Source organism: Streptomyces sp. NPDC094143, assembly GCF_040303825.1.
Taxonomy (GTDB): domain Bacteria; phylum Actinomycetota; class Actinomycetes; order Streptomycetales; family Streptomycetaceae; genus Streptomyces.
Window position 1 is genome coordinate 77,411 of sequence record NZ_JBEOTZ010000018.1, and the last position, 14,055, is coordinate 91,465.

At 72.6% G+C, this 14,055-nt stretch carries 15 protein-coding genes; 10 read left to right on the top strand and 5 right to left on the bottom strand.

The window, feature by feature from the left end; all coding sequences use genetic code 11:
• Positions 1-106: 106 nt before the first annotated feature.
• From ABTZ58_RS22990 to thpD, 5 genes are all read left to right on the top strand, one after another.
• Positions 107-1,222 carry a pyridoxal-phosphate-dependent aminotransferase family protein gene (locus tag ABTZ58_RS22990; protein ID WP_351359674.1) on the top strand — a complete coding sequence of 372 codons (1,116 nt, stop codon included), beginning with the start codon at positions 107-109 and terminating at the stop codon, positions 1,220-1,222.
• Positions 1,223-1,572: 350 nt separating this feature from the next.
• On the top strand, positions 1,573-2,079 hold the full coding sequence (ectA, locus tag ABTZ58_RS22995) for a diaminobutyrate acetyltransferase (protein WP_351359677.1): 507 nt from the start codon (positions 1,573-1,575) through the stop codon (positions 2,077-2,079).
• A gap of 104 nt (positions 2,080-2,183) precedes the next feature.
• Positions 2,184-3,455: a diaminobutyrate--2-oxoglutarate transaminase gene (gene ectB, locus ABTZ58_RS23000; protein ID WP_351359680.1), complete on the top strand. Its 1,272-nt coding sequence runs from the start codon at positions 2,184-2,186 to the stop codon at positions 3,453-3,455.
• 47 nt (positions 3,456-3,502) lie between these two features.
• Positions 3,503-3,901, top strand: a complete 399-nt coding sequence (locus tag ABTZ58_RS23005; protein WP_094056451.1) for an ectoine synthase — start codon at positions 3,503-3,505, stop codon at positions 3,899-3,901.
• A 7-nt stretch (positions 3,902-3,908) separates the two neighbouring features.
• Positions 3,909-4,823 (top strand): ectoine hydroxylase, encoded by a 915-nt coding sequence (gene thpD / locus ABTZ58_RS23010; protein WP_351359683.1) that lies wholly within the window; start codon positions 3,909-3,911, stop codon positions 4,821-4,823.
• Between the two features lie 80 nt (positions 4,824-4,903).
• Here thpD and ABTZ58_RS23015 read toward each other — a convergent pair whose 3' ends face one another.
• The 5 genes from ABTZ58_RS23015 to ABTZ58_RS23035 form a co-directional block, all read right to left on the bottom strand.
• Positions 4,904-5,956: an aminotransferase class V-fold PLP-dependent enzyme gene (locus ABTZ58_RS23015; protein ID WP_351359686.1), complete on the bottom strand. Its 1,053-nt coding sequence runs from the start codon at positions 5,954-5,956 to the stop codon at positions 4,904-4,906.
• Positions 5,957-6,052: 96 nt separating this feature from the next.
• Positions 6,053-6,769, bottom strand: a complete 717-nt coding sequence (locus tag ABTZ58_RS23020) for a DsbA family oxidoreductase (protein WP_351359689.1) — start codon at positions 6,767-6,769, stop codon at positions 6,053-6,055.
• A 74-nt stretch (positions 6,770-6,843) separates the two neighbouring features.
• Entirely contained in the window at positions 6,844-7,338 is a 495-nt protein-coding gene (locus ABTZ58_RS23025) for a GNAT family N-acetyltransferase (RefSeq protein ID WP_351359692.1), read from the bottom strand.
• Between the two features lie 46 nt (positions 7,339-7,384).
• Positions 7,385-7,993, bottom strand: coding sequence for a DUF1349 domain-containing protein (locus ABTZ58_RS23030; protein ID WP_351359695.1), 609 nt, complete (start codon positions 7,991-7,993; stop codon positions 7,385-7,387).
• Between the two features lie 100 nt (positions 7,994-8,093).
• Positions 8,094-9,623, bottom strand: coding sequence for an aldehyde dehydrogenase (NADP(+)) (locus ABTZ58_RS23035; protein ID WP_351359698.1), 1,530 nt, complete (start codon positions 9,621-9,623; stop codon positions 8,094-8,096).
• 132 nt (positions 9,624-9,755) lie between these two features.
• Between ABTZ58_RS23035 and ABTZ58_RS23040 the strand changes: the two genes are divergently transcribed.
• From ABTZ58_RS23040 to ABTZ58_RS23060, 5 genes are all read left to right on the top strand, one after another.
• Positions 9,756-10,529 (top strand): IclR family transcriptional regulator, encoded by a 774-nt coding sequence (locus ABTZ58_RS23040; RefSeq protein WP_351359701.1) that lies wholly within the window; start codon positions 9,756-9,758, stop codon positions 10,527-10,529.
• Between the two features lie 3 nt (positions 10,530-10,532).
• Entirely contained in the window at positions 10,533-11,003 is a 471-nt protein-coding gene (locus tag ABTZ58_RS23045; protein WP_351359704.1) for a GNAT family N-acetyltransferase, read from the top strand.
• An 89-nt stretch (positions 11,004-11,092) separates the two neighbouring features.
• Positions 11,093-12,088, top strand: coding sequence for a hypothetical protein (locus tag ABTZ58_RS23050; RefSeq protein ID WP_351359707.1), 996 nt, complete (start codon positions 11,093-11,095; stop codon positions 12,086-12,088).
• Positions 12,085-13,344: a sensor histidine kinase gene (locus tag ABTZ58_RS23055; RefSeq protein ID WP_351359710.1), complete on the top strand. Its 1,260-nt coding sequence runs from the start codon at positions 12,085-12,087 to the stop codon at positions 13,342-13,344. The genes ABTZ58_RS23050 and ABTZ58_RS23055 overlap by 4 nt, the downstream gene beginning before the upstream one ends.
• Positions 13,341-14,003, top strand: coding sequence for a response regulator transcription factor (locus ABTZ58_RS23060; RefSeq protein WP_351359713.1), 663 nt, complete (start codon positions 13,341-13,343; stop codon positions 14,001-14,003). Before ABTZ58_RS23055 ends, ABTZ58_RS23060 begins: the two co-directional genes overlap by 4 nt.
• Positions 14,004-14,055 lie beyond the last annotated feature (52 nt).

Here is a 14,055-nt window from a genome sequence, read left to right on the forward strand (position 1 = left end):
GGCACCTCGCAGGGGGGCGGTCCCCTCCGGGCCTCGCGTACGGGGGGCGTGGTACCCGCCGGTTACCCTCGTTGCCGTCGAACCTGTGAGTGAAGAGAGCATTGCTGTGACGCATCCGTTTCTGGACCTGGCCCCGCTCGGCGCGGACCGTTTCGCCGCGATCGAGGACCGTGTGGCGCGGCTGCTGAGCACCGAGCAGGACGTCGTGATCATGCAGGGCGAGGCCCTGCTGCCGCTGGAGGGCGCGATCCGCGCCACGGCCGGTCCGGGGACGACGGCGCTGAACGTCATCACGGGCCCCTACGGGCAGACCTTCGGCGACTGGCTGCGGGACTGCGGCGCGACGGTGATCGACCTGGCGGTGCCCTTCCACACGGCGGTGACGGCCGAGCAGATCCGGGAGTCCTTCGCCGCGCACCCGGAGATCGACTTCGTGTCCCTGGTGCACGCGGAGGCGGCCACCGGCAACACCAACCCGGTCGCGGAGATCGGCGAGGTGGTGCGGGCGCACGGGGCGCTGTTCTACCTGGACGCGGTGGCGTCGATCGGGGCCGAGCCGGTGCTGCCGGACGCGTGGGGCGTCGACCTGTGCGTGATCGGCGCGCAGAAGGCGATGGGCGGCCCGGCCGGGGTGTCGGCGGTGTCGGTGAGCGAGCGGGCCTGGGCCCGGATGGCGGCGAACCCGCGGGCGCCGCGGCGGTCGTACCTGTCGCTGCTGGACTGGAAGGAGCGGTGGATCGACGGCGGCCGCAAGGCGCTGCTGCACGCTCCGGCGCAGCTGGAGATGCTCGCGCTGGAGGCGTGCGTGGAGCGGATCGAGGCGGCGGGCCTGGACGTGGTGATGGCGCGGCACGCGTCGGCCGCGGCGGCCACCCGCGCCGGGGCGGTCGCGCTCGGCGGCGGCCTGGAGCCGTACGTGCGCGAGGCCCGGGACGCGGCTCCGGTCGCCACGACCCTGCGCGTCCCGGCCGGGGTGGTGGCCTCGGAGCTGGTGGGGCGGGCGCTGGCGGCGGACCCGGCGCTGCCGATCGCCGCCGGCGGGGGTGCGCTGGCCAAGGAGATGATCCGGGTCAACCACTACGGCGCCGACGCGACGCCCGGGGCCGTCCGGGCCGGCCTGACGGCGCTCGGGGCGGCGCTGGCCGAGCAGGGTGTGACGGTGGACGTGCAGGGGGCGCTGCGGGCCGTCGAGGACGCGTGGCGGTCCCCGGCCCGCCGGTGACCGGCCGCTGAATTCCAGGTGTTTTCCGAGTTTCCCCACGTGTAATCTGGAACACAATTAAGAATTCTTCCGGGAATAGCTACCCGTACTCTTCTGCCCGCTTTCCCAGGTCCTAAACGCGCAGATTTCGAGGACCTTTCACGAGGTAATTCTGGCAGATCTCGTGGGGGTTACATGGTTGTGACGCGTTACACACCGTGACCCCTTTGCCCGGTATTACCCGGACAATTTCGGGCATCTCTCCGCCGCTCCCTCCCGAGTCTCGCGTTCGCGCGATAACACAGAGCGGGTTCATCCGTAACCCCGATCGGCGATGCATTTTTGAATATCGCTGGGTAAGTTCGATTTGCATGACCGCCGTTCAAGCAGATGTGCAGATCGACCGACCCACGGTGGCCGACGGGGCCGCACTGTGGCGGATGGCCAAGGACTCGAAGGTTCTCGACGTGAACTCGTCCTACAGCTATCTGCTGTGGTGCCGCGACTTCGCCGCCACGTCGGCCGTCGCGCGTGACGAGCGCGGCGAGCCGATGGGCTTCATCACCGGGTACGTGCGACCGGACAGCCCGCACACCCTGCTGGTGTGGCAGGTGGCCGTGGACGAGGCGCACCGCGGGCGCGGTCTGGCCGCGGCGCTGCTCGACGGTCTGGTCGCGCGGACCGTCGCCGAGCGCGCGGTGACGACGGTGGAGACGACCATCACTCCGGGCAACGCCGCCTCGGAGCGCCTGTTCACGTCCTTCGCCGAGCGGCACGGCGCGCCGTTGGAGCGCGAGGTGCTGTTCGACACGGGCCTGTTCCCCGACGGGCCGCACGACCCGGAGGTGCTGTACCGCATCGGACCGCTGCCCCGCTGAGACGTCCCGCCCGACCCCCGCAGACTTCGCAGACTTCGCAGACTTCGCAGTTCACAGACTTCGCAGTTCGCAGACTTCCCCCACGCACCGAGGAGCGATTCGTCGTGACCATCACCCAGCCCGACCTGAGCGTCTTCGAGACCCTGGAGTCCGAGGTGCGCAGCTACTGCCGCGGCTGGCCCACCGTCTTCGACCGTGCGGTGGGCAGCCGCATGTACGACGAGGACGGCCACGAGTACCTCGACTTCTTCGCCGGAGCGGGGTCACTGAACTACGGGCACAACAACCCCGTCCTGAAACGCGCGCTGATCGACTACCTGGAGCGGGACGGCGTCACGCACGGGCTCGACATGTCGACCACGGCCAAGCGCCGCTTCCTCGAGACCTTCCAGAACCTGCTGCTGCGCCCGCGCGACCTGCCGTACAAGGTCATGTTCCCGGGCCCGACCGGCACCAACGCCGTGGAGTCCGCGCTGAAGCTGGCGCGGAAGGTGAAGGGGCGCGAGGCGATCGTGTCGTTCACCAACGCCTTCCACGGCATGTCCCTGGGCTCGCTGGCCGTCACCGGCAACGCCTTCAAGCGGGCCGGCGCGGGCATCCCGCTGGTGCACGGCACGCCGATGCCGTTCGACAACTACTTCGACGGCCAGGTCCCGGACTTCCTGTGGTTCGAGCGGCTCCTGGAGGACCAGGGCTCCGGCCTGAACAAGCCGGCCGCGGTGATCGTCGAGACCGTGCAGGGCGAGGGCGGCATCAACGTGGCCCGGCCCGAGTGGCTGCGCGCGCTGGCCGACCTGTGCGAGCGGCAGGACATGCTGCTGATCGTCGACGACATCCAGATGGGCTGCGGCCGCACCGGCGCGTTCTTCTCCTTCGAGGAGGCGGGCATCACGCCGGACATCGTCACCGTCTCCAAGTCCATCAGCGGCTACGGCCTGCCCATGTCGCTGTGCCTGTTCAAGCCCGAGCTCGACGTCTGGGAGCCCGGCGAGCACAACGGCACCTTCCGCGGCAACAACCCCGCCTTCGTCACGGCGACCGCGGCCCTGGAGACGTACTGGGCCGACGGCTCCGCGATGGAGAAGCAGACCCGCACGCGGGGCGAGCAGGTCGAGCAGGCGCTGATCTCCATCACCGAGGAGAACCTGGCCGACGTGAAGGAGTACCGGGGCCGCGGCCTGGTGTGGGGCATGGAGTTCCACGACAAGGCCCGCGCGGGCAGGATCGCCAAGCGCGCCTTCGAACTCGGGCTGCTCATCGAGACGTCCGGCCCGGAGAGCGAGGTCGTGAAGCTGCTTCCCGCCCTCACCATCACGCCCGAGGAACTGGACGAGGGCCTCAGCACCCTGGCCCGCGCCGTCCGCGAGACCGCCTGACCACACCGGCACCACAGCACCACCCACCTAGGAGGCATCGCAGCACCGTGATTGTCCGTTCGTTCAAGGAGATCGAAGGTACCGACCGGCACGTGAAGGCGGCGTCCGGTACGTGGGAGAGCAAACGCATCGTCCTCGCCAAGGAGAAGGTCGGCTTCTCCCTGCACGAGACGATCCTGTACGCGGGTACGGAGACGTCGATGTGGTACGCGAACCACATCGAGGCCGTGGTCTGCGTCGAGGGCGAGGCCGAGCTGACCGACCACGAGACCGGGCGGAAGCACACCATCACGCCCGGCACCATGTACCTCCTGGACGGGCACGAGAGGCACACGCTGCGGGTCAAGGAGGACTTCCGCTGCCTCTGCGTGTTCAACCCGCCCGTGACCGGACGGGAGGACCACGACGAGAACGGCGTCTACCCGCTGCTCACCGAGGAGGTGTGACGTTTCCGTGACCGCCACGACCGACACGACCACCACCACCGGTATCCCCGACCTCTACCCCACGCGCGGCACCGCCGAGGTGCTCACCCCGCGGCAGGACCCGGTCGTCTGGGGCGCGCCCGACGCGCCCGGGCCGATCGTGCCGGCCGACCTGCTGTCCTTCGAGCGCGACGGCTTCCTCGCCATCGACCAGCTCATCACGGACGACGAGGTCACCGTCTACCGCGACGAGCTGAACCGGCTGGTGAACGACCCGGACGTCCGTGCCGACGAGCGGTCGGTCGTCGAGCCGAAGTCCAGGGAGATCCGCTCCGTCTTCGAGGTGCACAAGATCAGCGAGGTGTTCGCCCAGCTGGTCCGTGACGAGCGGGTCGTCGGCCGGGCGCGGCAGATCCTCGGCTCGGACGTCTACGTCCACCAGTCGCGGATCAACGTCAAGCCGGGGTTCGGCGCCAGTGGCTTCTACTGGCACTCGGACTTCGAGACGTGGCACGCCGAGGACGGTCTGCCGCGGATGCGCACGGTGTCGGTCTCGATCGCGCTGACCGAGAACTACGACACCAACGGCGGGCTCATGATCATGCCGGGGTCGCACAAGACGTTCCTCGGGTGCGCGGGGGCCACGCCGAAGGACAACTACAAGAAGTCGCTGCAGATGCAGGACGCGGGCACGCCCTCGGACGAGGCGCTGACCCGGTTCGCCACCGAGCACGGCATCAGGTTGTTCACGGGCAGGGCCGGTTCGGCGACCTGGTTCGACTGCAACTGCATGCACGGTTCCGGCGACAACATCACGCCGTTCCCGCGCAGCAACGTGTTCATCGTGTTCAACAGCGTGGAGAACACGGCGGTGGAACCGTTCGCGGCCCCGGTGCGGCGGCCGGAGTTCATCGGGGCGCGGGACTTCACGCCGGTGAGGTGAGCGCGTGAACGAGCTGCCGGGTGGGGCCTCCTCGTGTGGGACGGGAGGCCCCACCCGGTTTCATTCACGCCGTCATGCCGTCACGCCTTGAGGGCGTCCAGCAGCCGGTCCACGTCCGCCGCCGTGTTGTAGAGGTGGAACGCGGCCCGCAGGTTCCCCGCCCGGTCGGACACCTGGATGCCCGCGCGGCTCAGCTCGCCCTGCCGGTGGCCGAGCCCGGGCACGGACACGATCGCCGAGCCCGGCGCGGGCACCGGCTCGTGTCCCAGCTCGGCGAGCCCGGCCCGGAAGCGGTCCGCGAGCGCGACGTCGTGGGCGTGCACCGCGTCGACGCCGATCTCCTCCAGGAGTTCCAGGGAGGCCCGCAGCCCGGCGTGGCTGAACAGGGACGGGCTGATGTCGAACCGCCGCGCGGAGTGGGCGTGTTCCGCCACCGGGCCGTAGCAGCTGTCCCAGGGGACCTCGCCGGCGACCCAGCCGGCCAGCAGCGGCGAGAGCCCGCCGAAGTCCCGCGGGGCGACGAAGAACACGGCACCGTGCGGGCCCAGGAGCCACTTGAAGCCGACGGCGGCGAGGAAGTCGTCGGCGTCGCCGTCCATGGGCAGCCAGCCGGCGGACTGGGAGACGTCGACGTAGGTGCGCGCCCCGTGCGTCCGGGCCGCGTCGCGCACCGCCGGCAGATCCGCGAGCCGGCCGTCGGCGGACTGGGCGCTGCTGACGGCGACCAGCGCGGTGCCGGGCCGGACGGACTCGGCGAGCCGCTCCAGGGGCACCGCCCGCACCTTGAGGTCGCCACGCTCGTGGAACGGGTTCACCAGGGAGGCGAAGTCCCCCTCGGCGGTGAGGACTTCGGCCCCGGCGGGCAGCGAGGCGGCGATCAGGGCGCCGTACTCGGCGACCGAGGCCCCGGTCGCGACCCGCTCGGCGGGCACCCCGGCGAGCCGGGCGAAGGAGGCGCGGGCGGCCTCCACGTCCTCGTACAGGGGACCCAGGGGCGCGCCGTCGGCCCGCATCCGCACCGCCTGCTGCACGGCGGTGACGGTACGGGCGGGCAGGAGCCCGTTGCTCGCGGTGTTGAGGTAGGTGTGCTTCGGGGCGAACTCGGCACGGACGAGGTTCTCGAAGGTCTCCATGGGACCACTCTGCGTCCCCTCGATGTCCCCGTCCATTGCCGATTTCTGCGTGATGTCGCCAACAATCGCTTATGGATGCGCCCTGAGCTGGGTGTTTCAGCGCTGGGGCACCGCACAGCCGTCCGGGCCGCAGGCGCCGTCGGCGTCCGCGCCGTCGACGATCTCCAGCGGCGCGCGGTCGCCGTAGGCCTGGGCGAGGGCCCGGGTGAAGACCTCCGCGGGCTGGGCGCCGGAGACGCCGTACTTGCGGTCGAGGACGAAGAACGGCACCCCGTTGGCGCCGAGCTGCGCGGCCTCCCGCTCGTCGGCGCGGACCTCGTCGGCGTACGCGCGGGGGTCGGCGAGCACCGCCCGCGCGGCCTCCTCCTCCAGGCCGGCGGCGACGGCGAGCTCCACCAGACGCTCGTCGTCGTCGAAGACGGAGCGCTCGTCGGCGAAGTTGGCCCGGTACAGCAGGTCGAGCAGCCGCTCCTGGCGGCCGTGCTCCCTGGCGAGGTGGAGCAGGCGGTGCATGTCGAAGGTGCTGCCGTGGTCGCGGCCGCGCGTGCGGTAGTCGAGCCCTTCGGCGGCGGCCTGTGCGCCCAGGTTGTCCTCGCCCGCCTCGGCCTGCGCGGGGCTCATCCCGTACTTCCTGGTGAGCATGGTGATCACGGGCTGGACGTCGCCCTTGGCGCGCCCCGGGTCGAGCTCGAAGGAGCGGTGCACCACCTCGACCTCGTCGCGGTGCGGGAACTCCCGCAGCGCCTTGTCGAAGCGGGCCTTGCCCACGTAGCACCAGGGGCAGGCGATGTCGCTCCAGATCTCGACGCGCATGACTTCGGCTCTCTCCGGCTCTCGGGGTACGGAGGCTCCCTCCGCCGCATGCGTGAACGTTCAAGCAGAGCTTTTCATTCCGCGGGCAGGCCGAGCCGCATCCGCAGGTGGTGGTCCCCCGGCTCCGCCGGTTCGGGCACCCAGCCCTGCCGCCGGTAGAAGTCCTGGGCCCGCCGATTGTCCACGTGCACGTCGAGCACGGCCGTCCTGCTGCCGTCGGCCTGCCACTCCTCGACGCACGCGGCGTGCAGGGCGCTGCCGACGCCACGGCGCCACTGACCGGGGTCGACATGGAACTGGTACAGCTTCACCACGTCCGGCGGAGCGTCGTCGGGGGTGCGGAAGGACGCCAGGCCGGCGATCCGCCCCGCCTCCACGACGCACAGCACCCGTCCGTCCGGCCGGGTGAGGGCGCTGTGCCAGGCGGCGAGCCAGTCGGTGCCGTCCTGCGGCACCCCGTCCGGGTAGTACGTCGCCCTGGCCCGGGCGTGCAGCGCGACGACCTGCTCCACCTCGGCGGGCAGCACCGTACGGATCACCCGGCCGGGGGTCACTCTGTCCCTGATCATGGACCGGAGGACGTGCCCGGCACACAGGGCGGTTCCCGGTCCGCCCTCAGCTGCCGTCGCGCAGGTCGTCCGGCCACCGGTGCCGGAACGCGATGTGGTCGTAGGTCACCGCGCAGCCCTCGCCCATCGGGGACTGGGTCATGAAGCCGACCAGGGCCGCGCCCGTCTCCTTCTCCTCGCCGAGCGTGAAGAGGCGGACGAAGGTCCAGCGCTCACCGTCGCGGGAGGCGTGGAAGGCGAAGGCGCGGCCGGTGCGGCTCACCCGGAGCCAGACGGAACTGCCGTCCACCGTGAAGGAGTTGGCGTCGTCCGAGTGGCCGCGGGTGACGACCGTGCAGACGGTGGGGACGTCCGGGGAGTACTCCAGGCAGAGCTTGGCCCAGGCCCGCTCGCCCACGTGGACGTAGAGCACCCCCGCGTCGAAGGCCGCTGCGAACCCGACCGTGACCCTGGCGATCAGCTGGAAGTCCCCTTCGGGCGCCCCCAGCAGCCGCGGCGCGTCGGAGGCCGGGTCCAGCCCCTCCCCGGTGGGCGGCACGAACCGGTCCTGCCGCGCCCCGGCCCACCCGGTGAGCACGCCGTCCTCGTAGGACCAGTGCGCCTCGGGCCCGTAGGAGCGCAGCGGGAACGGCAGTTCGGGAAGTTCGAGATCCATTCGGCCCACTCTTCCAGACGCGCCCTTCAGGGGCGCGGGGAACTGCGCGAACGGCCACGACGTACCGGCAGCCCGCGATCCACCCGCACCCCCGCGGCGCTCAGCGCTCCAGCCGCCCGTTGAACCGCCGCGGCAGCCCCAGCGGGTTCTCGTCCCGCAGCTCCGCCGGGAGCAACGCCTCCGGGGCGTTCTGATACACGACCGGCCGCAGCCACCGCTCGATCGCCGTGCCGCCCACCGACGTGGACGTCGACGTCGTCGCCGGGTACGGCCCACCGTGGTGCTGCGCGGGCGCGACCGCGACCCCCGTCGGCCAGCCGTTGACGAGCACCCGCCCGGCCAGCGGCGTCAGTTCCTGCAGCAGCTCGGCGCCACGGCCCTGGCCCGCGGCCTCCTCCTCGGACAGCTGCACCGTCGCGGTCAGGTTGCCCGGCAGCCGCGACAGCACGGCCTTGACCTCGGTCTCGTCCTCGTAGCGGGCCACCACGGTGACCGGCCCGAAGCACTCCTCCAGGAGCAGGTCGTGCTCGCCCTCCTGGGCCAGCCTGCTCGCGGGGACGGTGAGGAAGCCCGCGCTGACGGTGTGCTCGCCGCCCGCGCCGGGCGTGACCGGCGACTCGACGTCGGGCAGTTCGGCCCGCTCGGCGACACCGGCGACGAAGTTGTCGCGCATGCGGTGGTCGAGCAGGACCCCGGCGTCGGTGTCGCTGACGGCGTCGGTCAGCGACTTGAGCAGGGCGTCACCGGCGGCGCCGGAGGGCGCGAGGACGAGGCCCGGCTTCACACAGAACTGGCCGACGCCCAGCGTCATCGAACCGGCGAGGCCCGAGCCGATGGCCTCGGCGCGCTCGGCGGCGGCGGCCTCGGTGACGACGACCGGGTTCAGCGAGCCCAGCTCACCGTGGAACGGGATCGGCACGGGGCGGGCGGCCGCCGCGTCGAACAGGGCCCGCCCGCCGCGCACGGACCCGGTGAAGCCGGCCGCCGCGACCAGTGGGTGCTTGATCAGCTCGACGCCGGCCTCGAAGCCGTGGACCAGGCCCACGACGCCCTCGGGGATGTCGTGCCGGGCGGCGGCGCGGCGCAGCACCTTGGCGACGTACTCGGACAGGGCCGGGTGGTCGGGGTGGGCCTTGACCACGACGGGGCAGCCGGCCGCGAGGGCGCTCGCGGTGTCGCCGCCGGCGACGGAGAAGGCGAAGGGGAAGTTCGAGGCCGAGTAGACGGCGACGACGCCGAGGGGCACCTTGTAGCGGCGCAGGTCCGGGATCGGCGGGGTGGCGGTGTCGTCGGGGTGGTTGATGACGACGTCGAGGAAGGCGCCCTCGTCGACGATGTCGGCGAAGGCCCGCAGCTGGTAGCAGGTGCGGGCGAGTTCGCCGGTCAGCCGGACCGGGCCGAGCGCGGTCTCGGCGTCGGCGGTCTCGACGAGTCCGTCCTTGGCCGCCTGAAGCTCCTCGGCGGCGGCGCGCAGGAAGGCCGCGCGGACGGTACGGTCCGCGAGCGAACCGCGCGCCTCGTGCGCGGCACGGACGGCGGCGTCCACCTCCTGGGCTGTGGCCTCCACCGCAACCTGCTCGCGCTGCTTCCCGGTTCGGGGGTCGACACTCCAGACTGGTGCTGCTGCCACCGCGGGTCCCTCCACACATGTAATGCCGCAGTACTGGGTCATCCACCAGGGGCGTTCGATATACTGAACGCTGTCTCTGATGATGAATACGCTTCGGAGACTATTTCCCGTCGAACGAAGGGGTCAAGGGCGATGTCGGCTGGCGAGACGGGCGGCGGGGCGCAGGTCAAGTCCGCGGTACGCACGGTTGAACTGCTCGAATACTTCGCCGGGCGTCCCGGTATGCACTCGCTCGCGGCGGTCCAGGAGGCCGTCGGCTACCCCAAGTCCAGCCTCTACATGCTGCTGCGCACGCTCGTCGAGCTGGGCTGGGTGGAGACGGACGCCACGGGCACCCGCTACGGCATCGGGGTGCGGGCCCTGCTGGTGGGCACGTCGTACATCGACGGCGACGAGGTCGTCGCCGCGGCCCGGCCGACCCTGGACCGGCTCTCGGACGACACCACGGAGACCATCCACCTCGCCCGCCTCGACGGCACCAACGTCGTCTACCTCGCCACCCGCCAGTCGCAGCACTACCTGCGCCCCTTCACCCGGGTCGGCCGCCGGCTGCCCGCGCACTCCACGTCCCTCGGCAAGGCGCTGCTGAGCACCTACTCCGACGAGCAGGTCCGCAAGATGCTCCCGGAGACGCTGCCCGGGCTGACCGAGAACACGATCACCGACCGGGAGAAGCTCATCGAGGAGCTGCACCAGGTGCGCGAGCAGGGCTTCGCCGTGGACCGCGAGGAGAACACGCTGGGGCTGCGCTGCTTCGGCGTGGCCATCCCCTACCGCACCCCGGCGCGGGACGCGATCAGCTGCTCGGTGCCGGTGGCCCGGCTGACGCCGGCGCACGAGCAGTTGGTGAAGGACGCGCTGTTCGACGCCCGGGACCGGCTGACCCTGGCCACCCGTAGGCTCTGAGGCATGAACGTCGAGCTGCGCGCGGTCCACGACAGCGACCTGCCGGTCTTCTTCCGGCAGCTGAACGACCCCGAGTCGCTCCGCATGGCGGCCTTCACCCCGGCGGATCCGTCCGACCGGGACGCCTTCGACGCCCACTGGGCTCGGATCCGTTCCTCCTCGGACGTGGTGCGCACGGTGCTGGCCGACGGTGACGTGGTCGGCAGCGCGGCGGTGTACGGGGTGCCGGGCGAGCGCGAGGTGACGTACTGGATCGACCGCGCGTACTGGGGCAAGGGCCTGGCCACGGCCGCCCTGCGGGCGCTGCTGACGGAGGTGCCCGAGCGTCCGCTGTACGCCCGGGCGGCCGCGGACAACGCGGGATCGCTGCGGGTGCTGGAGAAGTGCGGGTTCCGCGCGGTGGCCTCGGCCAGGGGCTACGCGCAGGCGCGGGGCGCCGAGACCGACGAGACGGTGCTGGTCCTGGAGGGCTGAGCCGGGCGGGACGGTCTCCCCCGTGCGGCGGAGACGGATCGTCGGCGCGCAGGAGGTGGCCGCGGGCTTCGCCACGGGAGCCTGGGCGCATGACGCAGTCGCTCGCTCCGCGCACCACTGCCGGTCCCGGCCGCACCCGGCGGATCCTCCGTGCCGTCGCCGTCGTCTCCTGTCTGCCCTACCTCGGGCTCAAGGCCGCCTGGATCGCCGGGAGTCACCTCGGGATCCCCGCGGGCAGCGCGATGCTGGACGACCGCCTCACCACGGCCGTGATCAACGCCCTCTCCGTGCTGCTGGACAGCGCGGTGATCGTGCTGGCGCTGGTGCTGACCCGGCCGTGGGGGCTCAGGGTGCCCGCGTGGCTGCTCGCGTTCCCGGTCTGGGTCGCCACCGGGCTGCTCGCGCCGATCATGGCGGGCTTCCCGGCACAGCTGGTCGTGCGGGCGTTCGGCGGCGGCGGGGCGCGGCCGGCGGGGCGGGAGCCCTTCCTGGCGGAGTGGGTGTTCGCCGTCGTGTACTCGGGGTTCATCCTCCAGGGCCTCGCCCTGGGCGGGTTGTTCGCGCTCCACGCGCGGGACCGCTGGGGGCGGCTGTGGCGCGGGCGGGTGTGGGAGCTGCCCGTCGGCGACCTCGGACCGGCCCATCGCGCCCTCGCCGTCGCCGCCGCCGTCGCCGCCCTGCCGCCGCTCACCCTGCACCTGCTGTGGGCCTGCGGCGGCACCGCCGGGCTCGGCGCCGGGCGGGCCGCCGGGCGCACCGGTGACTTCCACGTCCTGGAGGCCGTCTTCGTGTGCTTCCTGCTGGCGGCGGTCGCGGGAGGGCTGTCCCTGGCCTTCCGGCGCGGCCGGGCCCTGCCCGTGGCCGTGCCGCTGGGCCTGGCCTGGGTCGGTTCCGGGGCCGTGGCCTGCTGGGGCGGCTGGCTCTCGCTCGCCTCCCTCGGCGGTGTCGAGGACATCGCGGACCGGCCGACGCCGCTGATGAACCTCGCCTACGCTGGGCAGATGCTCTCCGGCTTCCTCGTCGCGGCCCTCGGCGCCTACTTCTTCGCGGAGCGTGCGGCCGGGTCCGCGCGGCGGACGGCGTGAGGGGTGCCGCCCGGTTCCTGTTCGGCCGGCGGGCGCGGCTGCGCTGGGTGCATCTGATCCTCGGCGGCGCGCTCGCCATGCCCTATGTCCTGGTCGGGGAGGCGGTCATCGGCCCGGTCACCGGATCGCGGAACGTCTTCGGGTCCTTCCCGCTCCAGCTCGCCTCGTTCGGTGTGGGACTGCCGATCGCCGCCGTCACGTCCCTGTTCCCGCTGACCCGGCCGCTGGAGGCCGCCGCCGTGCGCTGGCTGTGCGGGGTCGACGCGGAGCGGCTCGCCTTCGAACCGGCCCGCACGCGCGGTGAGAAGGGGCGCACGGCGGCCTGGTTCACGCTGCACCTCGGGGTCGGCGGGATCATCGCGGGGATGTCGCTGGCCCTGCCGCCGTTCGCCGCCGTGCTGATCGCGCTGCCGGTCTTCGCGGGACTGCGCGGTACCCGGCTCGGGCTGCCCGAAGTCCTCGACCACACCTGGGCGCTGGCCCTCGCCCCGGTCGTGGGCCTGGTCTCGCTCGCGGCCCTGGCGGGCTGCGCGGCCGGCTGCGGCGCCCTGCTGGCCCACTGGGCGCCGAGGCTGCTGGGGCCCACGCCGCAGGACCGGCTGGCCGCCGCCGAGGCACGCGCCGCCGACCTCGCCGTGCGCAACCGGCTGGCGCGGGAGCTGCACGACTCCGTCGGGCACGCGCTGAGCGCGGTCACCCTGCAGGCGGGCGCGGCCCGCCGGGTCCTCGACTCCGACCCGGAGTTCGTGCGTGAGGCCCTCGCCGCGATCGAGGACACGACCCGGCGTACGGTGGGCGAACTCGACGCCGTGCTGGGCGTGTTGCGCGAGGGCGGCGGTCCGGGCACGGCGCCGGCGCCCACCCTCGCCGCCGACCTGGACGGCCTGCTGGCCCGGACCCGGGCGGGCGGGCAGCGCGTGTCCGCCACGGTCGCCGCCGGCCTCGGGGCGCTGCCCCCGCTCGTGTCCCGCGAGGCCTACCGCATCGTGCAGGAGGGGCTGAGCAACGCCCTCAGGCACGCCGGTGAGCAGGTCGCCGTGGACGTGCGGATCGGGGTGGCGGACGGGGAGCTGACGATCACCGTGGAGAACCCGGTGACCGGGCCGGTGTCCTCCCGGCCCGGCGGCGGCCACGGCCTGCGGGGCATCGCGGACCGGGCCAGGCTGCTGGGCGGCACGATGACGGCGGGAACCACCGGACCGGCCGGGGAGATCTTCCGTCTGCACGTACGCCTGCCGCTGAAGGGACCCGCATGACCCGTCCGAGCCCGATCCGCGTCGTCCTGGCCGACGACGAGCGCATGGTCCGCACCGCGCTGCGCGCCATCCTCTCCGCCGAGCCCGACCTGGAGGTGGCGGGCGAGGCGGCCACCGGCGCGGAGGCCGTCTCCCTCGTGCGGGACCTGCGTCCGGACGTCGTCCTCATGGACGTCCGGATGCCGGGGATCGACGGCATCCGTGCCACCGAGCAGATCCTGGCCACCCTGGCCGAGCCGCCCCGGATCGTCGTCGTGACGACGTTCGAGAACGACTCCTATGTGTACGACGCGCTGCGCGCCGGGGCCGCCGGGTTCCTGCTGAAGCGGGCCGACGCCGACGCGCTCGTGCAGGCGGTCCGGCTGGTGGCGCGCAGCGACAGCCTGCTCTTCCCGGCGGCCGTGCGCACCCTGGCGACCGAGCACGCCCGCGCGCACCCGGCCCCGCCCGCGTGGGTGGCGAAGCTCACGGCGCGCGAGGGGGACGTGCTGCGGCACATGGCGCGGGGCCTGACCAACGCGGAGATCGCGCGCCGGCTCCAGGTCGGCCCGGCCACGGTGAAGTCGCACGTCGCGGCGGTCCTGGCCAAGACGGGCACCCGGGACCGGACGCAGGCGGTGATCGCGGCGTACGAGGCGGGCTTCCTGAACGGCGGATGAGAAAACGGGGCGGGCGGAGGTGAATCCGGACGGACGGGAACGATCCGCCCCG

Coding starts and splice junctions, on each gene's coding strand:
- ectA (WP_351359677.1), top strand. CDS start 1,573: ATGACCGCCGTTCAAGCAGATGTGCAGATCGACCGACCCACGGTGGCC.
- ABTZ58_RS23015 (WP_351359686.1), bottom strand. CDS start 5,956: ATGGAGACCTTCGAGAACCTCGTCCGTGCCGAGTTCGCCCCGAAGCAC.
- ABTZ58_RS23020 (WP_351359689.1), bottom strand. CDS start 6,769: ATGCGCGTCGAGATCTGGAGCGACATCGCCTGCCCCTGGTGCTACGTG.
- ABTZ58_RS23025 (WP_351359692.1), bottom strand. CDS start 7,338: ATGATCAGGGACAGAGTGACCCCCGGCCGGGTGATCCGTACGGTGCTG.
- ABTZ58_RS23030 (WP_351359695.1), bottom strand. CDS start 7,993: ATGGATCTCGAACTTCCCGAACTGCCGTTCCCGCTGCGCTCCTACGGG.
- ABTZ58_RS23040 (WP_351359701.1), top strand. CDS start 9,756: ATGTCGGCTGGCGAGACGGGCGGCGGGGCGCAGGTCAAGTCCGCGGTA.
- ABTZ58_RS23045 (WP_351359704.1), top strand. CDS start 10,533: ATGAACGTCGAGCTGCGCGCGGTCCACGACAGCGACCTGCCGGTCTTC.
- ABTZ58_RS23050 (WP_351359707.1), top strand. CDS start 11,093: ATGACGCAGTCGCTCGCTCCGCGCACCACTGCCGGTCCCGGCCGCACC.
- ABTZ58_RS23060 (WP_351359713.1), top strand. CDS start 13,341: ATGACCCGTCCGAGCCCGATCCGCGTCGTCCTGGCCGACGACGAGCGC.